The organism is Abiotrophia sp. HMSC24B09, assembly GCF_001815865.1.
Lineage (GTDB): Bacteria > Bacillota > Bacilli > Lactobacillales > Aerococcaceae > Abiotrophia.
On the sequence record NZ_KV822192.1, the window covers coordinates 1 to 21,717 of the forward strand.

General features: G+C 45.9%; 21 protein-coding genes and 11 tRNA genes. 29 read left to right on the forward strand and 3 right to left on the reverse strand.

Going from position 1 to position 21,717, the window contains the following annotated elements; genetic code table 11:
* The first annotated feature begins 39 nt into the window (after positions 1–39).
* The 11 genes from HMPREF3093_RS00755 (at position 40) to HMPREF3093_RS00805 (ending at position 1,027) form a co-directional block, all read left to right on the forward strand.
* Positions 40–129: transfer RNA gene (locus HMPREF3093_RS00755), tRNA-Ser, on the forward strand.
* Positions 130–136: 7 nt separating this feature from the next.
* Positions 137–208 (forward strand) — tRNA-Glu (locus HMPREF3093_RS00760).
* A gap of 29 nt (positions 209–237) precedes the next feature.
* Positions 238–310 (forward strand) — tRNA-Val (locus HMPREF3093_RS00765).
* 10 nt (positions 311–320) lie between these two features.
* A tRNA-Asp gene (locus tag HMPREF3093_RS00770) sits at positions 321–393 on the forward strand.
* A gap of 4 nt (positions 394–397) precedes the next feature.
* Positions 398–470 (forward strand) — tRNA-Phe (locus HMPREF3093_RS00775).
* A 2-nt stretch (positions 471–472) separates the two neighbouring features.
* Positions 473–553: transfer RNA gene (locus tag HMPREF3093_RS00780), tRNA-Tyr, on the forward strand.
* Positions 554–588: 35 nt separating this feature from the next.
* Positions 589–659, forward strand: a tRNA-Trp gene (locus HMPREF3093_RS00785).
* A gap of 13 nt (positions 660–672) precedes the next feature.
* Positions 673–745: transfer RNA gene (locus HMPREF3093_RS00790), tRNA-His, on the forward strand.
* A 16-nt stretch (positions 746–761) separates the two neighbouring features.
* A tRNA-Gln gene (locus HMPREF3093_RS00795) sits at positions 762–833 on the forward strand.
* An 18-nt stretch (positions 834–851) separates the two neighbouring features.
* Positions 852–923, forward strand: a tRNA-Cys gene (locus HMPREF3093_RS00800).
* A 20-nt stretch (positions 924–943) separates the two neighbouring features.
* A tRNA-Leu gene (locus tag HMPREF3093_RS00805) sits at positions 944–1,027 on the forward strand.
* 131 nt (positions 1,028–1,158) lie between these two features.
* Here the strand turns inward: HMPREF3093_RS00805 and HMPREF3093_RS00810 are convergent.
* Complete coding sequence (locus HMPREF3093_RS00810) at positions 1,159–1,413, reverse strand: glycine radical domain-containing protein (protein WP_373690440.1); 255 nt, start codon at positions 1,411–1,413, stop codon at positions 1,159–1,161.
* Positions 1,414–1,620: 207 nt separating this feature from the next.
* A complete protein-coding gene (locus tag HMPREF3093_RS00815) occupies positions 1,621–2,517 on the reverse strand; it encodes a helix-turn-helix transcriptional regulator (RefSeq protein WP_070755145.1) in 897 nt (298 codons plus the stop codon).
* 168 nt (positions 2,518–2,685) lie between these two features.
* On the opposite strand from HMPREF3093_RS00815, the gene HMPREF3093_RS00820 reads away from it, so the two are divergent.
* From HMPREF3093_RS00820 to HMPREF3093_RS00845, 6 genes are all read left to right on the forward strand, one after another.
* Positions 2,686–3,999 carry a carbohydrate ABC transporter substrate-binding protein gene (locus HMPREF3093_RS00820; RefSeq protein ID WP_070755146.1) on the forward strand — a complete coding sequence of 438 codons (1,314 nt, stop codon included), beginning with the start codon at positions 2,686–2,688 and terminating at the stop codon, positions 3,997–3,999.
* A 146-nt stretch (positions 4,000–4,145) separates the two neighbouring features.
* Positions 4,146–5,039: a carbohydrate ABC transporter permease gene (locus tag HMPREF3093_RS00825; protein WP_070755147.1), complete on the forward strand. Its 894-nt coding sequence runs from the start codon at positions 4,146–4,148 to the stop codon at positions 5,037–5,039.
* 15 nt (positions 5,040–5,054) lie between these two features.
* Entirely contained in the window at positions 5,055–5,918 is an 864-nt protein-coding gene (locus HMPREF3093_RS00830; protein ID WP_070755148.1) for a carbohydrate ABC transporter permease, read from the forward strand.
* 46 nt (positions 5,919–5,964) lie between these two features.
* Positions 5,965–8,136, forward strand: a complete 2,172-nt coding sequence (gene gnpA, locus HMPREF3093_RS00835) for a 1,3-beta-galactosyl-N-acetylhexosamine phosphorylase (RefSeq protein ID WP_070755149.1) — start codon at positions 5,965–5,967, stop codon at positions 8,134–8,136.
* Positions 8,137–8,319: a DUF6903 family protein gene (locus HMPREF3093_RS00840; protein WP_070755150.1), complete on the forward strand. Its 183-nt coding sequence runs from the start codon at positions 8,137–8,139 to the stop codon at positions 8,317–8,319.
* A gap of 38 nt (positions 8,320–8,357) precedes the next feature.
* Positions 8,358–9,269: an ROK family protein gene (locus HMPREF3093_RS00845; RefSeq protein WP_070755151.1), complete on the forward strand. Its 912-nt coding sequence runs from the start codon at positions 8,358–8,360 to the stop codon at positions 9,267–9,269.
* Between the two features lie 112 nt (positions 9,270–9,381).
* Here the strand turns inward: HMPREF3093_RS00845 and HMPREF3093_RS00850 are convergent, their stop codons facing one another.
* A complete protein-coding gene (locus HMPREF3093_RS00850) occupies positions 9,382–10,089 on the reverse strand; it encodes a glucosamine-6-phosphate deaminase (RefSeq protein WP_070755152.1) in 708 nt (235 codons plus the stop codon).
* Positions 10,090–10,296: 207 nt separating this feature from the next.
* On the opposite strand from HMPREF3093_RS00850, the gene HMPREF3093_RS00855 reads away from it, so the two are divergent.
* The 12 genes from HMPREF3093_RS00855 to phnE (HMPREF3093_RS00910) all read left to right on the forward strand — a co-directional run bounded on the left by HMPREF3093_RS00855 (position 10,297) and on the right by phnE (HMPREF3093_RS00910) (position 21,699).
* On the forward strand, positions 10,297–11,463 hold the full coding sequence (locus HMPREF3093_RS00855; RefSeq protein WP_070755153.1) for an SIS domain-containing protein: 1,167 nt from the start codon (positions 10,297–10,299) through the stop codon (positions 11,461–11,463).
* Positions 11,464–11,482: 19 nt separating this feature from the next.
* On the forward strand, positions 11,483–12,631 hold the full coding sequence (gene nagA, locus HMPREF3093_RS00860) for an N-acetylglucosamine-6-phosphate deacetylase (protein ID WP_070755154.1): 1,149 nt from the start codon (positions 11,483–11,485) through the stop codon (positions 12,629–12,631).
* A gap of 29 nt (positions 12,632–12,660) precedes the next feature.
* The gene (lacD, locus tag HMPREF3093_RS00865; protein WP_070755155.1) at positions 12,661–13,656 is read left to right on the forward strand and encodes a tagatose-bisphosphate aldolase; all 996 of its coding nucleotides are present in this window, start codon (positions 12,661–12,663) and stop codon (positions 13,654–13,656) included.
* Positions 13,657–13,822: 166 nt separating this feature from the next.
* On the forward strand, positions 13,823–14,176 hold the full coding sequence (locus HMPREF3093_RS00870) for a Spx/MgsR family RNA polymerase-binding regulatory protein (protein ID WP_070755156.1): 354 nt from the start codon (positions 13,823–13,825) through the stop codon (positions 14,174–14,176).
* Between the two features lie 36 nt (positions 14,177–14,212).
* Positions 14,213–15,247 (forward strand): hypothetical protein, encoded by a 1,035-nt coding sequence (locus HMPREF3093_RS00875; protein ID WP_070755157.1) that lies wholly within the window; start codon positions 14,213–14,215, stop codon positions 15,245–15,247.
* A gap of 20 nt (positions 15,248–15,267) precedes the next feature.
* Positions 15,268–16,002: a CPBP family intramembrane glutamic endopeptidase gene (locus tag HMPREF3093_RS00880; protein WP_070755158.1), complete on the forward strand. Its 735-nt coding sequence runs from the start codon at positions 15,268–15,270 to the stop codon at positions 16,000–16,002.
* A gap of 11 nt (positions 16,003–16,013) precedes the next feature.
* Positions 16,014–16,394 (forward strand): ArsR/SmtB family transcription factor, encoded by a 381-nt coding sequence (locus HMPREF3093_RS00885; RefSeq protein ID WP_070755159.1) that lies wholly within the window; start codon positions 16,014–16,016, stop codon positions 16,392–16,394.
* A gap of 250 nt (positions 16,395–16,644) precedes the next feature.
* Positions 16,645–17,943, forward strand: coding sequence for a S1C family serine protease (locus HMPREF3093_RS00890; RefSeq protein WP_070755160.1), 1,299 nt, complete (start codon positions 16,645–16,647; stop codon positions 17,941–17,943).
* Positions 17,944–18,139: 196 nt separating this feature from the next.
* Complete coding sequence (locus tag HMPREF3093_RS00895; protein WP_070755161.1) at positions 18,140–19,165, forward strand: phosphate/phosphite/phosphonate ABC transporter substrate-binding protein; 1,026 nt, start codon at positions 18,140–18,142, stop codon at positions 19,163–19,165.
* A 128-nt stretch (positions 19,166–19,293) separates the two neighbouring features.
* Entirely contained in the window at positions 19,294–20,040 is a 747-nt protein-coding gene (gene phnC / locus HMPREF3093_RS00900) for a phosphonate ABC transporter ATP-binding protein (protein ID WP_070755162.1), read from the forward strand.
* Between the two features lie 12 nt (positions 20,041–20,052).
* The gene (gene phnE / locus HMPREF3093_RS00905; RefSeq protein ID WP_070755163.1) at positions 20,053–20,877 is read left to right on the forward strand and encodes a phosphonate ABC transporter, permease protein PhnE; all 825 of its coding nucleotides are present in this window, start codon (positions 20,053–20,055) and stop codon (positions 20,875–20,877) included.
* A gap of 12 nt (positions 20,878–20,889) precedes the next feature.
* Positions 20,890–21,699 (forward strand): phosphonate ABC transporter, permease protein PhnE, encoded by an 810-nt coding sequence (gene phnE / locus HMPREF3093_RS00910; protein ID WP_070755164.1) that lies wholly within the window; start codon positions 20,890–20,892, stop codon positions 21,697–21,699.
* The last annotated feature ends 18 nt before the right edge of the window (positions 21,700–21,717 follow it).

The following is a 21,717-nucleotide window of genomic DNA, read 5'->3' on the forward strand; positions in this document are numbered from 1 at the left end:
TGTCGTAGGTTCGAGCCCTACTTGCGGAGTTGGTTAGCTGGAGAGTTGTCCGAGCTGGCCGAAGGAGCACGATTGGAAATCGTGTAGGCGGGTAACACTGTCTCATGGGTTCGAATCCCATACTCTCCGTTAATATGGTCCGTTGGTCAAGTGGTTAAGACACCGCCCTTTCACGGCGGTAACACGGGTTCGAATCCCGTACGGATCATAATTAATTTAATATTAATTAAATAACCTGGAGGTTTAGCTCAGCTGGGAGAGCATCTGCCTTACAAGCAGAGGGTCAGCGGTTCGATCCCGTTAACCTCCATTTCCAAAATGGTTCCGTGGTGTAGGGGTTAACATGCCTGCCTGTCACGCAGGAGATCGCGGGTTCAAATCCCGTCGGGACCGTATTGGCTTGGTAGCTCAGTTGGTAGAGCATTTGATTGAAGCTCAAAGTGTCGGCGGTTCGATTCCGTCCCAAGCCATTGGAGGGATAGCGAAGTGGCTAAACGCGGCGGACTGTAAATCCGCTCCTTAGGGTTCGGCAGTTCGAATCTGCCTCCCTCCATTAATTATAGTAGGGAAGAACATGCCCTCCTTTTTAGGGACATAGTTTAACGGTAGAACAACGGTCTCCAAAACCGTTAGTGTGGGTTCGATTCCTACTGTCCCTGTTGTGCTATTATGGCGATCGTGGCGAAGTGGTTAACGCATCGGTTTGTGGCACCGACATTCGGGGGTTCGATTCCCCTCGTTCGCCTATTTTATATTATCATTGGGGTATAGCCAAGCGGTAAGGCAACGGACTTTGACTCCGTCATTCGTTGGTTCGAATCCAGCTACCCCAGTTTTTTTTATTCATAAATGGCGGTATAGCCAAGTGGTAAGGCAAGGGTCTGCAAAACCCTCATTCACCGGTTCAAATCCGGTTACCGCCTTAAACCTCATATATTATCATGCCGGCGTGGCGGAATTGGCAGACGCGCTGGACTCAAAATCCAGTGCCCGCGAGGGCGTGCCGGTTCGACCCCGGCCGCCGGTATTCTTCCATCAGAAATGATAGGAAAGCATGAGTCAAAAAGAACCTTGAAGTAATCTTCAAGGTTCTTTTTGTATATTGGGTTGATAGAGCCAATAAAAGAGCCCTAGCAAGCGCCAGGGCTAAAGGCAAGATTACATGCCTTCGTGCATTGTACGGTTGATAACGTCCAATTGTTGTTCGCGGGTCAATTTGTTGAAGTTAACAGCATAACCAGACACACGAATAGTCAATTGAGGGTAGTTTTCTGGATGTTCCATAGCATCCATTAAAGTATCCCGGTCAAATACGTTGATGTTAAGATGGTGACCGCCTTTTTTGGAGTAACCGTCCAACAGAGCAACTAAGTTTTCGCAACGTTCCTTACTCGCTTTTACCATAAAAAACACCTCTTTGTGATTTTGATAACTATATTATACCATAAAAACCGAGAAAGCGCAACAACTGTTGTTATCATAGACTTGCTACTTGTTTAGACTTAGTGTAAAAAGTAGCGATATTGACTAATAAGATATGGCATATTTTCATAAAAATTCACTGATTTAACAACAAAACCACTGACGTGAGAGCCAGTGGTTTTTCATAAAGAAACTGTGCTAATTTTTTCTCGCCAAATTATCGGGTAATCGATACGATTCTTTGAGACTGCCTGTTTGGATCAGGCTTGAGGCATGGAGGTTACGATAGGCGCGCGGTGTCATGCCAACTGCCTCGTGGAATTTATTAGAGAAGTAGGAAACTGAGTTAAAGCCGACCATCTCAGTAATTTGCAGTACAGTATAATTGGTAGTCAGTAGGAGTTCTTGCGCTTGTGTCAGGCGGACTTGATTGAGATAGTTAATAGGTGAGAGGCCGAGTTCTTCCTTAAATTGGTGGGATAAGTGGAAGCGAGAAACATGGGCTCGCTCTTCTAATTGCTCAAGATTAATGTTCTTGGAGAAATGGTTATCGATGTAGTGCTTAGCTAAGCTGACACTGGCAGATAAAGGCGTCTCCCGTGCCATAGCTAGCTGGCTATTAGCTACATTATTAAGTCTAAGAATCAAGGAATTAATTAAATGGTCGATGATTTGGCTAGAGTAAGGCTGGTTTAACTCACATTCTGTCATCACTTCACGGATAAGACGATAGAACTGATGGTTGCTATCTTCGAAGCTAAATAGACCATTATCTGTAGCGTGAGAGGGTAGGATAATCTCTGGCCCCTTGATTCCTATTACTAGATACTTGAGCGGGTAGATAAGGGAGGTATGCTCCGTATGCTCGATGAAGGGGTTGACCAGTAGGAGAGAGTGTTTGTGGATGGGGGTCCGCCCGAATTCAGTCAGCAGATAACCAGATCCGTCCAAACAATAGAAAATTTCGGCGAAATTGTGATGATGCATAGTGGAATGCCAGTTAGCATCGTAGGAGACAATATTAACTGATAGAACCTGGAAATGATTTTGACTGACTTCCTCAGGTTGATGGGTGATGGTATAGCGAATATACATGTGGGGACACTCCTTAAAGTTATTAAAACGCTATCATTTATCTAGTTACATTATACAACAATCCGCAAGAATCTGCAAGTTTACAACAAGAATCTGCAAGTAAAACGGTTGCACCTATGGTATGATAAGAGTGTAAGATCCAATAAAATTTTATAAGGAGTGTTTTACATGAAAAAAGCTTTAGTATCAGCAGCTGCTTTAGCTTGTGCTTTGCCAAGTTTCTTCGGAGTTGCCAATGTGTCAGCTGAAGAAAAGGTGACCTTAGACTTCGCAGCCATCGAAACAGCTTATGGGACCAAGTTATGGCCAGAAATCATTGAAGCCTATAAGCAAGTCAATCCAAATGTCGACATCAAGTTGACCATGGAAAAAGAACTCGAAGATGCGATCACCCCACGTCTCCAATCTGGTGACTATCCAGACGTTGTGCTCTTAGCACAAAGCCGTAAGAAAGCTTTGCCAGAGACCTTAATCAAGGATAAGGCTTTAGCTGACTTGACTGATGTCTTGGACATGAAGGTCCCAGGCGAAGATAAGACAGTTAAGGAAAAACTCTTACCAGGCTTCACTGATTCTACTTCAACTAACCCTTATAACGATGGCAAGACTTACTTAATGCCAATGTTCTACTCTCCAACAGGTCTCTTCTATAACAAGGCGCTCTTCAAAGCTAAAGGTTGGGAAGTACCTAAGACTTGGGATCAAATGTGGAAATTAGCTGAAGAAGCTAAGAAAGAAAACATTGCCCTCTTCACCTATCCAACAGCAGGCTATTTAGACACCTTCTTCTCTAGCGTGATTTACTCCGCTGGTGGGGCAGAACTCTTCAACAAAGCCATGAACTACGATCCAGAAGTTTGGTCTGGCGCTGATTTAACCAAGGTCTTCGAAACTTTAGGTGAGTTAGCTAAGAACACAGAAGCAACTACTGTAGCCAATGCTAACAAAGACGGCTTCACTAAGAACCAACAAGCAGTCCTAGACAACAAAGCCCTCTTCATGCCAAACGGTAGCTGGGTAGTGGACGAAATGAAAGATGCACCACGTGCTGACGGCTTCGAATGGGGCATGGCTGCAGTGCCAACCCTCAAAGAAGGCGGCAAACAATACGCTTATACCTTCTTGGAACATATCTGGATTCCAAAAGAAGCTAAACAGCAAAAAGCAGCCAAAGAATTCATTGCCTTCCTCTACTCTGACAAGGCAGCTGAAATCTTCGCTAAACACGGGGCTGTTCAACCAGTTAAAGGTTTGATCAGCAAGTTACCTGCTGAAAAACAAGTCTTCTATAAAGTCTATGACGAAGGTGTATTACCAGGTTTAGGTGGTTTCGTATCTGCTGAAGCTATCGAAGGGGTAGACCTCAAGGCAACACTTTACGAAGCATTCAACTCTGTAGTATCTGGTGACCTCAGCGTGAAAGATTGGCAATCAAACGTCGTAGAAGTAATGAAACAGTTCCACGACAGCATCAGCCACTAATGCTAGCTTAAGCATTGACATAGTGCCCACTTCCGCCTTGGTGGGAGTGGGACTTTTATTGATAACGCACGTGTTGATGCCTCTTATGAGCCAGGGTCATACTTATAAGAGACGCCAGCACGGCGATTTAGAAAGGAGTACTTATCATGAATTCAAAAGCATCCAAAACCCGCTTTGCCTTGATTTGCGTGATACCTGCGACCCTCTTGTTCGCCCTCTTCATGTTGTATCCGACATTTCAAGTCTTTCGCATGTCTCTCTACAAGTGGGGTGGATTCTCAGCTAAAAAGACTTTCGTTTATTTCGATAACTTCGTTAAGTTGTTTAACGACACCAAATTTATCCGGGCCTTCCAAAATACCATTGTCTTAATTGTGCTGGTGACCATTATTACCCTAGCCATTGCCATTCTCTTCGCTTCCATTCTATCGACAGAGAAAGTTAAGGGGCAAAACTTCTTCCGGGTAATTTTCTATATTCCAAATATCTTATCCATCGTTGTTATTTCCGGGATTTTCTCCGCCATCTATGACCCTAACAACGGGATGTTAAATTCTTTCTTGGCAATCTTCAAAGGGGAGCAGGCTCCACCGATTCTCTGGTTGGGGGACAAGCACTTGGTGCTCTATGCCTTAATTGGTGCCTTGGTATGGCAGGCCATTGGGTACTACATGGTCATGTACATGGCATCAATGGCCAATATCCCAACTTCCTTCTATGAAGCAGCTGATCTAGATGGGGCGGGTAAGGTCAAGCAGTTCTTCGCCGTGACCCTGCCACTAGTCTGGAATAACATTCGGACCACCTTGACCTTCTTTATTATTTCTACCATTAACCTCAGCTTCCTCTTGGTTCAAACCATGACCAGTGAAGGGCCAAATGGGGCCTCCTCGGTAGTCTTATCCTACATGTATGGGCAAGCCTATACCAACTCATCCTATGGCTACGGGATGGCCATTGGGGTTGTCATCTTCATCTTCTCCTTCGTCTTGTCAGCGGTCGTTAGTGCCGTAACCAAGCGGGACATTCTTGAATACTAGAAAGGAGCCAGTCAAATGAGTCGTTCAACGAATCGTTTATACAAGATTTTTATCTACTTAGTGCTGTCGCTCCTGGCTATTTCGATTATTGTGCCAGTGGGCTGGGTCTTTCTGGCCTCACTTAAGGAAAATTCAGAATTCTACCGTTCGCCTTGGTCCTTGCCAATGGGGCTCTACTGGCAGAACTTTGTCGATGCCTGGAACCGGGCTAGCATGGGAGCTTATGTCTTCAACTCGGTAGTCGTAACGGCTATGGCTTTGGCTCTTCTCTTAGCCTTAGCCTTGCCAGCCGCTTATGTTCTAGCGCGTTTTGAATTCCCAGGGCGTGGCCTTTTACGTCAACTCTTTAAGGGTGGACTCTTCATCAACGTTAACTACATTGTAGTACCCATCTTCTTGATGTTGGTCGATGCTAAAAAAGGCTTTGCCATGATGCCGGAACTCTTAAACAATCGTTTCATCTTAGCCTTGGTCTATGCGGCAACTTCTCTGCCATTTACCATCTATCTCTTATCTAGCTACTTCATGACCTTACCGTCAACTTTTGAAGAAGCGGCTTCGATCGATGGGGCCAATCATTTTACGACCATGATGCGGATTATGATTCCTATGGCTAAACCAAGTATTATCACGGTTATTCTCTTTAACTTCTTGGGCTTCTGGAATGAATATATCATTTCCTTTACCCTGATGAATAAACAAGAGTTACGGACCCTGCCGGTAGGTTTGATGAACTTAATGGCAGCGCAAAATGCGGCCCAACAATACGGCCAACTCTATGCCGGCATGGTCATGGTCATGTTGCCAACCCTCATCCTCTATATTTTCGTTCAGAAGCGTCTGACCGAGGGGATGACAGCGGGCGGCTCCAAGGAATAAGCCAAGCCTTGATAATGAGATTTAGATGACGAAGGAGATGTAGTAAATGGCCAAATCAAAAGGCAGACTTACGTTACCAAGTGAGCGCAATTTCCTTGCGCAAACTCAAGAATTATTAGATCGCTGGGGGGCTGATGCCATCCGCGATTCCGATGGGACCAAGTTAGAAGAGGCAGTCAAAGATTTAGATGCTTCTATTTATACGACCTATTTTGTAGCTCGAAATCATAATGATTTTATCAAAGACCATATGGAAGAGTGCCAACAACTCTATTTGATGTCGCCCTTCCATACCGCAAGCCAAGAAAGCTTAGCCATTGATTTCATGCAGGGCTACTATCGGGAACAAGTAGTACCTGACTATCACCATGATCCTAAGGAGTGGTGGGAAGTCATTAACCGCACCACTGGCCAAGTAGTCCCAAGCAGCCAGTGGCAGGTGGATCAAGAGCGGGACCTAGTGATGGTGGAAGGGGCAGAACCCTTCCATGAATATACGGTTTCCTTCTTGGTTTATAAGATTTGGGACCCAACTCAAATGTATAACCATATCACTAATAATTGGGGCGACTCAGTGGCTCACGATATTCCTTTTGATGTGCGTCAGCCACATTCCAACCGCTTCATGAGTGACTACCTCAGACGTTGGTGCCAAGAGAATCCTAAGACGGATGTGGTCCGCTTTACCACCTTCTTCTACCATTTCACCCTGGTCTTCAATGACAAGGCCAAAGAGAAATTTGTCGACTGGTTTGGCTATGGAGCTTCTGTATCACCAGCAGCCATCCTAGCCTTCCAAGAAGCCAAAGGTTATCGTCTGAGACCGGAAGATTTTGTTGACCAAGGTTACTATAATACGGCTTTCCGCGTGCCTTCTAAGGCCTACTTAGACTATGTCGATTTCCAAAGCCACTTTGTGGCTCAAGAAGCCAAGAAGTTAGTGGATATTGTCCATGAAGCTGGCAAAGAAGCCATGATGTTCCTAGGCGATAACTGGATTGGGACCGAACCTTATGGCCCTTATTTCAAGGATATTGGCTTGGACGCAGTGGTTGGCTCAGTCGGCGGCGGAGCTACCTTAAGGATGATTGCCGATATTCCACATGTTAAATATACCGAAGGTCGCTTCCTGCCATACTTCTTCCCAGATACTTTCTATGAAGGAAATGATCCGACCATTGAAGCCAACGAGAATTGGCTAACAGCACGCCGGGCCATTATGCGTAAGCCCGTTGACCGGATTGGTTATGGGGGTTATCTCAGTCTCGCCTATAAATTCCCTAAATTTGTTTCCTATATCGAAGAAGTGGCGGATGAATTCCGAGATATCTACGCCATTGTCAAAGACACCAAGCCTTATGTGGGGCTAAAAGTAGGGATTCTCAATGCTTGGGGGGCACTTCGGACCTGGCAAACGCACATGGTGGCGCATGCCTTGCACTATAAGCAAATCTACTCCTATCTGGGGATTCTAGAAGCCCTCAGTGGTGCGGCGGTTGAGGTAGTCTTCTTGAGTTTTGACCAGGTGATTGCTGACGGTGTGCCGGCAGATGTGGACGTCTTAATTAACGCAGGCGATGCCGGAACCGCCTTTAGTGGTGGTCAACATTGGGCACGGCCAGAATTGTTAAGTGCCATTCGTCGCTTCGTCTACCAAGGTGGCGGTTTGGTGGGCGTTGGTGAGCCAAGTGCCCATCTCCAAAATGGTCGTTTCTTCCAATTAGCTGAAATTCTCGGGGTGGATAAGGAGTTAGGCTTCTCCCTATCGACTGACAAATACTTCACTCAAGCCCAAGGCAGTCACTTTATTACGGCAGATTTAGTGACTGGTCAGGTGCCAGATTTCGGGGAGTCCATGCATAACCTCTATGCCCTAAGTGAAGAGACAGAAATTTTAGAATACAGCAATGGCGAAGTTCATATGGCGGCACACGATTATGGTCAAGGCCGCGGGGTCTACCTAGCTGGCTTACCTTACAGCATTGACAATACGCGTTTACTCATGCGGGCTCTTTACTACGCTGCCCATAAGGAAGCTGACTTTAATAAATGGCATAGTAGCAACTCAGCTGTTGAGGTTCATGCCTACCCAGCTAAGGGCAAGTATGCAGTTGTCAATAATACCGCTGAGCCACAAGTCACGACTGTCTATGATGGTCAAGGAATTAGCAAAGAAGTTTCCTTGGCTGCGAGCGAAATTCGATGGGAGGAGATTTAGATGTCTCATAAAATTCGTGTTCTCATTCGTCTTCTGGTTGCCTTGGTCTGCGTTGGCTTTATCATTCACCTTCAAACCACGGTTAGCCGAGAAAATCTCTTGGGCATGCTCTTAGCTTTGGCTGGTTTGCTAGCTGTGCTCTTTGACTATAACTACGACTTTAACCATCCTAAACGCGACTAAAGGCTGGATGGCTCTACCAAAGGAGAGGAGGAAGGAAAATGAGAAAAGCAATGGGTGTGGATATCGGCGGAACCAAGGTAGCAGCGGCTATCATTGACGAGCAGGGACGTATCACTCACCGTGTTCAAGTGCCCAGCGATACCTCTTCCAGTGAGGCCATGTTAGAATGCGTAGTGGGTGTCATTGACGCCTGCCTAGCAGAGGCGGGGGTGGATGTATCGGATTTGACCGGTATCGGCTTAGGTATACCAGGTAAGGTGGATAGCCTAAACGGGGTAGCTATCTTCCAAAATAATATCCCTTGGGAGAAGTTTCCGGTGGTAGCGCGCCTGGCGAACCGCTACGCCCAAGTGCCAATCGCCATTGAGAATGACGTCAAGGCGGCTGCCTATGCGGAGTATCGATTGGCTGGCATGGGGCCGCTGGATGTGTTCGGCTATTTGACGGTCTCAACCGGGATTGCCTGCACTAATATCGTTAATCATCAGATTATTCGCGGTGATGGCTTCTCAGGTGAAATTGGCTTCTTGCCAGTGCCCTCCTCTACTGGCCTTCGTCCTTTGGAAAGTGTCTGCGCTGGCCCTGGGATTGAGGCCATGGCTCGCGCCCTCTATTTGGATGATCGGATTACGGTAGCCCAAGTCTTCGCTCGTGCCCTCAAAGGGGAACAAATTGCCAATGAATTAGTAGACCAAAGTGCCATGGGGGTGGCCATTGGACTATTCGCTATGATCTGCCTCCTAGATCCTAAAGAAATTGTCATTGGCGGTAGCGTGGCAGTCAAGAATCCATTCTATGTGGAGCGGATTAAGGCGGTCCTGGAGCGGTATGCTCACAAAGAACAAATGCATATTCTGCCTCACATTCGTGTCACAGACCTGGGGGGAGACAACGGAATTATTGGAGCTGGCTTCCTAGTGATGCCCGCCCAGGATATTCAGATCTTTTAAATAGGGTTCCTAAGCAAGAGGGCTAGACACTGAAGTTTAGCCCTCTTGCTCTGATTTTAAGTCTAATAAAAAAAATCCCATTATATCATATATGATATAATGGGAAATTCTCTTAGAGATGAAGTTTAGCTGCAGCCGCCTTGTCCAAGAGGAGGGTCACATCAGGGTGACGCTGGAGGATGCTGGCTGGCAGGTCAGGGGTCACAGGCCCTTCAACCAGTCCGTAAATAGCATCAGCTTTCTTGTCGCCGTATGCCATGAGGATGATTTTCTTAGCGGCCATGATGGAAGCAATCCCCATACTGTAGGCTTGAGTCGGTACGTCTTCGACACGATCGAAGAAACGTTTGTTAGCCTCAATAGTGGATGGAGTCAAATCGACTAGCTGGGTTAAGCCATCGAATGGCGCCCCAGGCTCATTAAAGCCAATGTGACCGTTAGAGCCAATCCCCAAGATTTGTAAATCAATGGGATTATCTGCTAGGACTTGATTATAGCGTTGGATTTCATAGTCGCTATCAGTTTGGTCCCCGTCAGGCAGATAGGAATGTTTGAAAGGCTTGTGCTGGAAGAGATGTTGGTGCATAAAGTAGTGATAGCTCTTTGGATGGTCGCTAGACAAGCCATAGTATTCATCCAAGTTGACAGAAACTGATTGACTAAAATCTAAATCGGACTCTACTAAGCGTTGATAGAGCGCTTCGGGAGTCGAACCAGTTGCTAAGCCAAAGGTTTTGGGACCAGTTGCCAGCGCCTGGACGAAAAAGTCAAAGGCCTTATCGGATGCCGCATCGAACTGATCATAAACAAGTATTTCCATGGAATAATACCTCCAAAAATTGCAATAAATTAATCTACCCTTAGTGTACCACAAAAAACATGGTAGCGCTTCATGTACAGACAAAAATTTTTATTTTTGTTACTTAAGACAAGTTTCAGTTTAATTTTGGTCGAAACGCATATTGAAAGAAAAGCCCTTACAGAGTAGAATATAAATATAATGAAAAATCAGTAGAGGAGTTAGGCCATGTTTGAATTAGACAAAGCCGCGTTAGAGGCACTAGGTGCTGAAATTACAACGCGAGAGATCAAGCAACAACCATCTATCTGGCGCGAAACCTATCAAATGTATCTTGACCGTCAGGAAGAAATTAAGGGCTTTATAGGTGCCTTGTTAGAATCTTATGGGCGCCTAGAAGTGATTTTTACAGGAGCAGGGTCATCTGCTTATGTTGGACAAGCCATTACAAATTATTTACGTCAAGTTAACGACGTGTCTCGACTTAACTTCCGTCACGAGCCGACGACGACCATTGTCTCCAATCCGGCGACCGTCTTCCAGGCAGATTTGCCAACCCTCTTGGTGTCCTTTGCCCGTAGCGGTAACTCGCCAGAGAGTGTGGCGGCCGTACAATTAGGCCAGTCCTTGGTCAAGGATTTTTATCAATTAACCATTACCTGTGCGCCAGAAGGCCATTTAGCTAAAGCCGCGCAAGGGGATGACCACAACCTAGTGCTCTTGCAACCAAGTCGCTCCAATGATGCAGGTTTTGCCATGACAGGGAGTTTTTCTTGCATGATGCTCACCGCCTTGCTAGTCTTTGATCCTGCCTCTGATGCCGATAAGGCGGCTTATGTCGACCAGATTGCCAAGATGGCCGAGACAGTCTTGGCTCGCGAAGCTCAACTTCAGGCTTTGATTGCTAAGAATCCACAGCGGGTCATCTATCTGGGATCGGGTGGCTTTGAAGGCCTAGGTCGTGAGACCCAATTGAAGATCCTAGAGTTAACGGCGGGGCAATTGGCAACCGTTTATGATTCCAGCATGGGCTTCCGTCACGGGCCTAAATCCTTTGTAAATTCTGAGGCCTTGGCCCTGGTTTTCGTTTCCAACCAAGCCTACACCCGTCTCTATGACCAAGATATCCTAGCAGAGTTGGCTGGTGATCAGATTGCCCAGACCATCGTGGCCGTTCAAGTGGGGACCGAGGCTGCGCCTGGGGTAGAGGTCTTTGATTTCGATTCGGATCACAGACACTTACCGGATGCCTATCTGGCCTTCCCATATTTGGTAGTCGGTCAGGTCTTGGCTCTGTTGGCGTCTGTTCATGTTCACAACAAACCAGACACGCCATCACCAAGTGGCACGGTCAATCGTGTTGTGAAGGGTGTTACCATTCATCCTTACGCCTAGATAAGAAAGGAAGAAGCGTATGAAATACTATGTTTATGCTAAGCAAATTGTGCTCGATGACCAAGTCATTGACAAGGCCTACTTGACCATTGAAGACGGGAAGTTTGGTCCCATCCTGATGGAAGAGCCACAAGATGCTCCAATCAAAGATTATAGTAACTCCATTGTCGCCCCAGGTTTAGTGGACACCCACATTCATGGTTACAAGTCTCATGATGTCATGGATAATGACTTTGAGGGCATTAAGGTGATTTCCGAAGGCCTCCTATCCTGTGGGGTGACCTCTTGGTTGCCAACCACTTTGACATCTTCTGCTCAATTGTTGAATGATGTCTGCGAGACTATCGGGAATCACTATCAAGAGGTGACCGGGGCTAAGATTCGTGGGATTTTCCTAGAAGGTCCATTCTTCACCGAAAAATACAAAGGGGCCCAAAACCCTAAATACATGAGCGACCCATCCGTTGAAAAGTTAGCCAAATGGCACGAACTGTCACAAGGCTTAGTCAATAAGATTGCCATTGCCCCAGAACGCAAGGGTGTCAAGGAATTCATTGAATTTGCCAAGTCCAAAGGCGTCTATACGGCCTTGGCTCATTCAGATGCGACCTATGAAGAAGCGGCTGCAGCAGTTGATGCCGGCGCCAATATCTTTGTACATATCTATAACGGTATGAGCGGGCTTCACCACCGCAACCCAGGTATGGTAGGGGCGGCCCTGAGCCTAGACAAGGTCTTTGCTGAGATGATCTGTGATGGCCACCATGTTCATCCAGCGGCTGCGCGAGTGGTAACACGTGCGAGAGGCCCTCAGGAAACCGTCTTGATTACAGACTGTATGCGGGCTGGTGGTATGGGAGAAGGCCAGTCTCGCTTAGGTGAATTTGAAGTAGTGGTCAAAGATGGGACTGCCCGTCTCAAGGACACCGGCAACTTAGCGGGCTCTATCTTAGAGCTCAAACAAGGGGTTAAAAATGTCGTGGATTGGGGTCTAGTAAGCCCCGCAGAAGCCCTGCGCATGGCCTCTCTGACACCTGCGCAATCGGTTGGCATTGAATCAGTCTGTGGTCGCATTGCCCCTGGTTATGAAGCAGACTTCATAGTAGTCAGCGATCAATTAGAATTAGAGGCCACTTATTTGGATGGCGAGCTTCGCTACCAAGCCTAAAACAAGCCTCATAAAAGGAGAGAACAATGATGAGACAAGTATCAAAAGCTAAATACCAAAAATTACAAGAACTATCGACTGAATCTGGGGTTATCTCAGCCTTAGCCATTGACCAACGTGGTTCCTTGCGTAAGATGATTGCTTCAGGTGGTGGCGTTGAAGATGTACAACGCGCTGTTGAAGACTTTAAGATTGCCATTTCCGAAGAATTGACACCATACGCATCGTCTATTCTCTTAGATCCAGAGTATGGTTTACCTGCGGCTGCACGTCGTTCAATCGCCGCGGGCTTGCTCTTAGCCTATGAAGAAACAGGCTATGATGCCTCTGAACCTGGTCGTTTGCCAGACTTGTTACCTGAGTGGTCTGCTTACCGCCTCAAAGAACAAGGGGCAGATGCGGTTAAGTTCCTACTCTACTATGATGTGGATGAAGATGAAGCGATTAATGAACGCAAACACGCCTTCGTTGAACGAATCGGATCTGAGTGCGAGGCGGAAGATATTCCTTTCTTCTTAGAAATTGTCTCCTATGATGCGACCCTCAATGATGAAAAGGGGGCGGAATTTGCTAAAGTAAAACCTCACAAAGTGTTGGAAGCCATGAAGATTTTCTCCCACAAACGCTACCATGTTGATGTCTTGAAGGTAGAAGTGCCTGTTAATATGAAATTTGTGGAAGGTTTTGCGGAGGGGCAAGCAGTATATAGCCGTCAAGAAGCTCTCAAACTCTTTAAAGAACAAAGCGAGGTAACCCATCTGCCATACATCTACCTCAGTGCCGGTGTCTCTGCGCAACTCTTCCAAGAAACCCTGGACTTCGCCAAAGAAGCAGGTGCAGAATTCAATGGGGTACTCTGTGGCCGTGCAACTTGGAAGGATGCTGTGCCAATCTTCGCCTCAGAAGGTGACCAAGCTTGCCGTGACTGGCTAGAATCCCAAGGCAAGGCCAATATTGAAGCTCTTAACCAAGTCTTAGCGTGCACCGCAACACCGTGGACTAAGCGCTTGTCTGTCTTAGATTAAGTGAGCGAATACTAGACATCCTCTCCTCTCCGTGAGGAAGGGGTGTCTTTTTGTGTCTAGCGAATATCCTTAGTTTTTCTTAGGTTTTTGTGGTAGAATGAGGAGGTAAAGAATATCAAATACCTACTTGAATGTTACTTAACCAAGTAGAGCTAGGAGGAAAAGCATGGAGTTAATCGGTCTAAAAAAATGTTCGACCTGCCGGGAGGTAGAGCGACTACTTGAGGCCCAAGGCCTTACTTATCACTATCGCGAGATTAATATGGATCGTCCTAGCGCTCAAGAGTTAAAAACATGGTACCAGCAGGCTAGTCTCAGCTCGACCAAGAAGCTAGTCAATACTAGCGGACAGCTCTACCGTGGCATGGGCCTTAAAGACCGTTGGGATGACTTAAGCTCGGACCAGCAATTCGAGCTTCTGGCGACCGACGGCATGTTAGTCAAGCGCCCGATTCTGTTGACGGATCAAGGACAGGTCTTTGTCGGACCAGATGTCAAAGCCTATTTAAACCAACACTAACGCTACTCTTTCCCCACAGTAAAGGAGTCAAAGCCTATGAAATTATCACTTAAAAAATGTGCCCTTGCCCTAATCTTAGTCAACCAACTCTCAGTGGTGCCACAGGCCCTTTCCCGGATTGGTGCGCAAGAACGCCAAGATTTATCGCCTGTAACCCAGTTTGGCTCAGAACAAGCCAGTCAGCCGACGAGCGAAAGTTCCAACTCTAGTGAGTCCTTTAGTAAGCAAGAGGATCCCAATAAAGACTTACCAGAGATTAAAATAGACCAGCCAGAAACAATCCTAACCGCTCTCTATCACGACCAAGCGCGTGTAGTCATGAATGTTGCCTTAATCGATGGCCGTGATAATGGCCAACCTAAGGGGAAAACCTTGGTTACCATCAATTCTGGTGACATGCGTTACTTGCATCAAACAGATTCACACGCCCTACCTTTTACTGCCATGATGAAGCTATCAGAGGGCAAGGTGACGGCTGCTTGGCAGGCAGTTGAAGATTTGATGGGCTTTGCCAAGCAAGTGGCTAATAGTCAAGCGGAGGCTGTTAAGGATACGGCCCTAGATAAATTAGCTCATCTGGATGAAAGCAAGACCACCGCACTCAAGGATAAATTTGTAGCCTTAGATTCTACAGAACAGGCCCAAACTAGTTATCAAATCAGCCAAGATTGGCAGGCCTTCTATCAAGCGGTTTTAACGGAATGGCTAGCGACTCAACCCCAACCAAGCAAGAAAGACGGCCAAGTGTTAAGCTATGAATTATCGGATGAGGCTGGCAAGCAGTGGACGGCTATTATGAAGAAGCATCAAGCCGATTTTCCAAGACTTAAAGAGACCTTTGATTTGTTCACAGATGATTACGATGGGACCATCAGCTTGGACTATGCCAATAAAAAAATCTCAGTTGGCTTGATTCAAGGCAAGGTGGCGCTAGAGTACCATTTAGACATGAAAGCTGCGTCACTGACGGAACCGACAGGGGATGCAGTCTTAAGTCAAGCACAATTCAATGAAATCTTAGGTGCGGACTGGTTCCAAGGCCTTATCCAACTGGAAAAATTGATTAACTAAGCAAGAGGAGATGAAGGCGCATGTGGCAAAGAATGAACCAAGCCTGGCAAGATCCTGTTAAGGGCAGCTGGTGGAAGGTGCTTTTGCTGATTGGTGCCTATCTGGTCAGCCAAATTTTGGCCGAGTGGGGATTGATACAGTATGGTCTGGCTCAATCAGGAATTGACTCCTATGACTTAGTAGGTGCCGATTTAAGTGACTTGGTCTATATACATCCTTGGGCTTTTGTCATTCTGGAGGCCATAGCTTTAGTGGTTTTAATCCTAGGGGTCTCTATTTGGGGCTTTAAGCTCTTTGATTGGACACTCAATAAATGGAAGCTCCTAGTCGGAGGTTTTGCTATTTACGGAATTATGTATTGCTACCTGACAATTTATGACCAAGTCCTGATTGCTTACAACCCAGCCTTTGAGACCACGCAGAATCAGGCGGCCTTGCAAGTATCGACACAGGGTGCCCCTTTCCTCTTAACCTTTTTGGCCTTGGCCATACTGGGACCTATTGTCGAAGAAATTCTCTTCAGGGGCTTAGTGATGAAGTATCTATTGCCTCAGCTACCTTGGCTAGGTCTGGGGATATCCAGTGTCATTTTTGGTCTCCTACATCAACCAGCTAATGCTTTAGAATGGGGCCTCTACGCTGGCATGGGCTTAATCTTAGGACTAACTTATTTGAAAACCAGGAGGCTTGAATATGCCATCTGTGTACATATTATTAATAACTGTGTGGCTGTCATGATGATGCATGGCCTATAAGGAGGGAAGACATGGCAGAATATGAATGTCTAGAAGAACAAGTGATTAGTACGGAATGTGAGCGACTCAAGGAAGTCATGGATCCAGATCAACTGGCTGCACAGGCAACCTTATTCAAGGTTTTGGGTGATCTCAACCGAGTGAAAATTATGCATGTTTTGACGGTCTATGAACGCCTCTGCGTCTATGAAATCTCACGCTTAATCGATGCCACCGTAGCGACGACTTCTCACCATCTGATTACTTTACGGAAGCATGGGATTATTCGCTCAGAGAAGGAAGGTAAGCATGTGATTTATTCTTTGGATAGCCAATTGGTTTGCAAATTCATTGATTTAGCTAATCGCATGCGAGGACGCTGTCCAAAATGTGGGAAGATTCATGAATGCTAGTCATCAAGATTAGACTGGGAGCTTGCTCCTGGTCTTTTTTGTTTCTGCGGATAAGCCTATTTAGAAGCTAGCGGGGTCTAGCAATCAAAATATGAATGAAATTGCTGTGAAATGGGGCTTGAAATCTGTATTCTTTACCAATTAAATAACTGCTTTGTAATATAATTTTCAAATTCTTTTCACATGTCAGTGCTAGGATAGAAGCATCAAGAAAAACAATAAACTCATAGGAGAGAAAAGAGGAAGTTCAATGAAAAGCAGAAAAATCATTAAATTAGTCGTAGGTTCTTTAACAGGGGGCGCGCTTATCTTAAGTGGCTTGGCCTTGCAAAATGTCGTGACACCGACGGCATCTCAAAATCAGACTAATACGGTCCAAGCCCAAGGAACAGCCAGTGAATTTGAAGAAACCATTATGAAGGCTGTTGAGAAGGCTAAAGACTCTGTCGTGTCTATCCAAAACTACCAGAAAGAAAGCCAACAAAATAATTTATATGGCTATGGCACGGGAGGTGAAAACCAAGTGGACTTGGAAGACCCAAGTGCCTCCCAAAAATTAGCGGGTGAAGGTAGTGGCGTCATCTATAAGATTGACGGTGATACAGCCTATTTGGTAACCAATAACCATGTGGTGGAAAATGCTGATTCCCTTAAAGTCAAATTAGCTGATGGGACCACAGAAGATGGCGAATTAGTTGGCCGCGATGCGGTGTCTGACTTAGCCGTTATCAAAATCTCGTCTAAGAATGTCAAATCGGCCATTAAGTTTGCTGACTCTGACGCAACCAAGGTAGGGAGTATCGCCATTGCGATTGGGTCACCTCTAGGTAGTAAGTTCTCTAACTCTGTGACCCAAGGGATTATTTCTGGTCAATCACGGATTGTGCCAATGGACCTCAACAAGGACGGCCAAGCCGATATTGAGACCACGCTCATTCAAACTTCAGCAGCGATTAACCCTGGTAACTCCGGTGGTGCCTTACTCAATAAGGACGGCGATCTAGTGGGCATCAACTCAAGCAAGTTCTCGAATGTAGACGTCGAAGGGATGGGGTTCGCCATTCCGTCTAAGGAAGTGCAACGCGTCATTGCACAGCTAGAAAAAGACGGCAAAGTTACCCGGCCTTTCATTGGAATTAGCCAAAATGACTTAGCTAACATCACTAGCCGGTCTAAGACCGAAATTCTCAAACTCAAGTCCGACCAAACGGATGGGGTCGTGGTAACCGATACGGTCAAAGGCTCACCAGCTGAAACAGCAGGCCTCAAGAAATATGACGTTATCACCAAGATTGGCGATAAGGAAATCAAGAATATCTTGGAGTTACGTCGGGAGCTCTATGCCTATAATGTAGGTGACAAAGTAGAGTTAACCGTCCTCAGAGAAGGAAAGGAAACCAAAGTCCAAGTAACACTTGGTGCCCAACCTGAGCAACAAAGCAACAATAATCTCCAACAATATCAACAAGGCCAACAAGGTCAAGGACAAGAGCAAGAGAATGGTCAAGAAGGTCAAACTCCACGCTTACCATTCCCAGGCCAACGTTAGGAGTCAATAATGATAGCCCACACCTCCGGCAAGAGGCATGGGCTTTTTTGAGTACTGAGGCAATGGTCGAAAAACACGAACGTTTGAAAAATAAACCCAGCAAAAAGGCACTTTTGATAATTTTTTTCTTGCCGGAAGAAAGGGTTTTGCTATAATTTGGGTAGAATCTATTATTTTTGCTGGAGGGATCCTTAAAATGAAAAAAAGCCTGAAGCTTTTTGCCATCTTCACCTTAATTGCGACCTTTGTGGCCGGATTAATCGCACCGTTTACTGCCAAGGCGGCAGAGAAAATTGACACGATTAAGATTGGTTTCGTGCCGTCACGTAACCCAGACGAAATCGTAACATCGACTGAACCGCTCAAGAAATTATTGAAAGACGAACTTGCTAAAAATGGTTTTGAAGTTGAGAACGTAGAAATCACAGTAGGGACTAACTTTGAAGCTGTAGGGGAAGGATTAGCATCAGGGACTCTTGACTATGGTTTTATCCCATCAGGGACTTATGTTCTCTTTTCTGATGATGTGGAAGTTCTCTTAACTGCTACTCGTCAAGGGCTTAACAAAAACTCTGCTGAGCCAAAAGACTGGAATGACAAGAAAGCAACCGAACCTACTGATGAGCAAGTAACTTTCTACAAAGGCTTGGTTTTAGCTGGCCCATCTGCCAAAGGTAAGGAATTAGCTGAGAAAGTCAATAAGGGTGAAAAGTTAACTTGGGACGACCTCAACTCTGCTAAATGGACTGTTCTCTCATCTTCATCAGCATCTGGTTACATTTACCCAACCCTCTGGCTCAAAGAAAACTTTGGTAAGAAGATTACCGATTTAGCTAACGTGGTACAATCTGATTCTTATACCAATGCCATGACACGTTTGGCTGCTGAACAAGTTGATATTGTTGTTGGTTATGCTGACTTACGTCGCGACAACGTTGACAAGTGGCAAAAAGAAATGGGCGCTTCAGCACCTATCTGGGAAGCAACTAACGTTATCGGCGTAACGCCAGACATCGTCAATGACACGGTATCTGCTAGCAAGACTTCCACAACTGTTTCACCTGAATTGAACGAAGCAATCAAGAAAGCCTTGATGGATATTGCTAAGACCGAAGAAGGTAAGAAAGTCATCAAGATTTACAACCACACCGGTTATAAAGAAGCCAAAGACGAAGACTACAACAAAGAGCGCGAAGCGCAAAAATTAATTAAGGGCAACTAGTCCGCATGACGCTCAAGACGGCAGAGTCTCCGTGAGGCTCTGCTCTTTTTGTGATAAGAGAGCACAGACAGGAGTATCTCTAAGGATTGCGTCTTGTCTGCCATTATAATGAGAAGAGAGGATTACACATGATAGAGTTCAAGAATGTCTCCAAGCGCTATCCCAATGGGGTGACGGCTCTGAAGAATGTCAACTTGACCATAGAACAAGGAGAATTTGTTGGGATTATCGGTTTGTCAGGTGCGGGGAAGTCTACCCTAATTCGTACCATTAACTGCATGCATCCGATTAGCGAAGGGGAGTTAACGGTCAATGGGACTAATGTTAGCCAATTAAAAGGTCAAAGCCTACGCCGTTTTCGCCGTAAAATTGGCATGATCTTCCAGTCTTTCAACCTAGTAACGCGGGCATCTGTCATCAGCAATGTGATGAATGCCTTTGTGCCAGATATTCCTTTTTGGCGGGTTCTCATTGGTTACTATAAGAAGGAAGAAGAAATTCGAGCGCTGACCGCCTTGGACCGCGTGGGAATCTTAGAAAAAGCCTACACTCGAGTAGACCAACTTTCCGGGGGCCAACAACAACGGGTGGCCCTAGCACGCACGCTGGCGCAGAACCCAGAGATTATTCTAGCCGATGAGCCGGTCGCAGCTCTAGACCCTGTTACAGCCAAAGCCGTAATGGAAGATTTCCAAGCTATTAATCGCGATGATAAGATTTCGATTTTACTCAATATTCACCATGTGGAATTAGCCTTGGAATACTGTGATCGTATCATTGGTATTCGTGATGGGGAAGTTGTCTATGACGGACCTTCTGACCAAGTCACACCTGAAATCTTGGATGTGATTTACAAGGGCCAAGCGATTGAATAGGGGGACATGATGATGAATGCATTCTGGCATCGTATGTGGGGACCACGAACCCGAACCCTACCCAATGGTAAAACCGTCAGCAAGAAACGTTCTCTAACCTGGCTTTATCTCATCTTGGTTGTCCTAGCTTTCTATTATTCTATAGAACTTACTGGCTTCAAGATGTCGACCTTGCTCAAGCGAGGAAATCAGTTCTTTGTTATTTTAGGACGGATGTATCCGCCTAATTGGGATTACTGGGCTTCTGTTCAGGGACCGCTATTAGATACCATTAAAATGTCTATCTTAGGCTCTGTCATTGGCGCCTTACTGGCCATTCCAGCCGCTGTGGTTGCTTCCTATAACATGGTTGTTAACCGGTGGATTACTGGCTCTATGAAATTAGTTCTTAGTTTGATTCGGACAGTGCCGACATTGATTTACGCCAGTGTTTTGACTCTGGTCTTTGGGATTGGGACTTTTGCTGGGACGGTGGCCATTGCCATCTTCACCTTCTCCTTTATGGCTAAGCAACTCTATGAAATGATTGAAACGGTTGATATGAAACCTTTTGAAGCCATGGAAGCCCTAGGTGCTAACCGGGTTTATAGTTTTCTAGGCGCCATTTTGCCACAAGTCTTACCTTCCTATCTTGCTTCTTCCCTTTATACTTTTGAAGGGAATGTCCGTCACGCAGCCATTCTGGGATGGGTTGGTGCTGGTGGGATTGGGGTCATCTTGAATGAGAAGATTGCTTGGCGTGAGTACACGAATTTAGGCATGATTTTAGTTGCCCTCTATGTGACAGTCCTGATTATCGAGTATACCAGTCGCTACTTGCGCTCTAAACTAACTTAGGAGGTTCGGATCATGATTAATAAAATTAATGAAATGTATGAATCACGTACCTCAGATAAGTATTTCAAGGCCTTATGGGTGCTTGGTTTAGTAATTCTCATTGTTTGGTCCTGGTCAGCTTTGGGCTCTATTGATATTTCTGAAAAGGGCCCAACCATTGCCTTCAATATTATTAGCGGGATTTTCCACCCTAACTTGGAAACCTTACTTGGTTTAGGTGAGAGCGGCGTACTCCACTTGCTCCTAGAAACGGCAGCTATTGCTTTCATGGGAACCATTGTAGGGGCTGTATTCTCTATCCCTTTGGCCTTTCTGGCTTCAGGTAAGGTCATGCCAATGCCCATTACTGTCATTACACGCCTCTTCGTAATGGCAGTTCGGACCATCCCAAGTTTTGTTTACGGGCTCATGTTTATCCGCGTAACCGGTCCGGGTGCTTTCGCTGGGGTCATGACCCTATCAGTTACTTCGATTGGGATGATTTCTAAGCTCTTCTCAGAAACCATTGATGATTTAGATGATTCAATACTTGAGGCGCTTGATGCGGCGGGGTGTTCTACCTTCCAGAAAATTCGCTGCGGGATTATTCCGCAACTTTGGTCTAGTTTGATCTCTACCCTGATTTTCCGTTTCGATATGAACCTACGTGACGCTACGATTCTAGGGGTTGTTGGCGCCGGCGGGATTGGGGCACCATTGACTTTTGCGATTAACGGCTACAAATGGGATGAAGTGGGTGCCATATTAATTGGTCTAATTGCTTTTATCTTGATTGTCGAGTATAGCTCTAGTTACATCCGCAAACGTTTGACCCAAGGTTAAATTGAAGCTTGGAGCTCC

What these genes read in the sequence shown, in the direction of transcription:
- nagA (WP_070755154.1), top strand. Translation starts at nt 11,483, where the DNA reads ATGAAATACTATGTTTATGCTAAGCAAATTGTGCTCGATGACCAAGTC.
- lacD (WP_070755155.1), top strand. Translation starts at nt 12,661, where the DNA reads ATGAGACAAGTATCAAAAGCTAAATACCAAAAATTACAAGAACTATCG.
- phnE (WP_070755164.1), top strand. Translation starts at nt 20,890, where the DNA reads ATGATTAATAAAATTAATGAAATGTATGAATCACGTACCTCAGATAAG.
- HMPREF3093_RS00855 (WP_070755153.1), top strand. Translation starts at nt 10,297, where the DNA reads ATGTTTGAATTAGACAAAGCCGCGTTAGAGGCACTAGGTGCTGAAATT.
- phnE (WP_070755163.1), top strand. Translation starts at nt 20,053, where the DNA reads ATGAATGCATTCTGGCATCGTATGTGGGGACCACGAACCCGAACCCTA.
- HMPREF3093_RS00875 (WP_070755157.1), top strand. Translation starts at nt 14,213, where the DNA reads ATGAAATTATCACTTAAAAAATGTGCCCTTGCCCTAATCTTAGTCAAC.
- HMPREF3093_RS00815 (WP_070755145.1), bottom strand. Translation starts at nt 2,517, where the DNA reads ATGTATATTCGCTATACCATCACCCATCAACCTGAGGAAGTCAGTCAA.
- HMPREF3093_RS00820 (WP_070755146.1), top strand. Translation starts at nt 2,686, where the DNA reads ATGAAAAAAGCTTTAGTATCAGCAGCTGCTTTAGCTTGTGCTTTGCCA.
- HMPREF3093_RS00840 (WP_070755150.1), top strand. Translation starts at nt 8,137, where the DNA reads ATGTCTCATAAAATTCGTGTTCTCATTCGTCTTCTGGTTGCCTTGGTC.
- HMPREF3093_RS00890 (WP_070755160.1), top strand. Translation starts at nt 16,645, where the DNA reads ATGAAAAGCAGAAAAATCATTAAATTAGTCGTAGGTTCTTTAACAGGG.
- HMPREF3093_RS00870 (WP_070755156.1), top strand. Translation starts at nt 13,823, where the DNA reads ATGGAGTTAATCGGTCTAAAAAAATGTTCGACCTGCCGGGAGGTAGAG.
- HMPREF3093_RS00825 (WP_070755147.1), top strand. Translation starts at nt 4,146, where the DNA reads ATGAATTCAAAAGCATCCAAAACCCGCTTTGCCTTGATTTGCGTGATA.
- gnpA (WP_070755149.1), top strand. Translation starts at nt 5,965, where the DNA reads ATGGCCAAATCAAAAGGCAGACTTACGTTACCAAGTGAGCGCAATTTC.
- HMPREF3093_RS00880 (WP_070755158.1), top strand. Translation starts at nt 15,268, where the DNA reads ATGTGGCAAAGAATGAACCAAGCCTGGCAAGATCCTGTTAAGGGCAGC.
- HMPREF3093_RS00850 (WP_070755152.1), bottom strand. Translation starts at nt 10,089, where the DNA reads ATGGAAATACTTGTTTATGATCAGTTCGATGCGGCATCCGATAAGGCC.
- HMPREF3093_RS00845 (WP_070755151.1), top strand. Translation starts at nt 8,358, where the DNA reads ATGAGAAAAGCAATGGGTGTGGATATCGGCGGAACCAAGGTAGCAGCG.
- HMPREF3093_RS00885 (WP_070755159.1), top strand. Translation starts at nt 16,014, where the DNA reads ATGGCAGAATATGAATGTCTAGAAGAACAAGTGATTAGTACGGAATGT.
- HMPREF3093_RS00830 (WP_070755148.1), top strand. Translation starts at nt 5,055, where the DNA reads ATGAGTCGTTCAACGAATCGTTTATACAAGATTTTTATCTACTTAGTG.
- HMPREF3093_RS00895 (WP_070755161.1), top strand. Translation starts at nt 18,140, where the DNA reads ATGAAAAAAAGCCTGAAGCTTTTTGCCATCTTCACCTTAATTGCGACC.
- phnC (WP_070755162.1), top strand. Translation starts at nt 19,294, where the DNA reads ATGATAGAGTTCAAGAATGTCTCCAAGCGCTATCCCAATGGGGTGACG.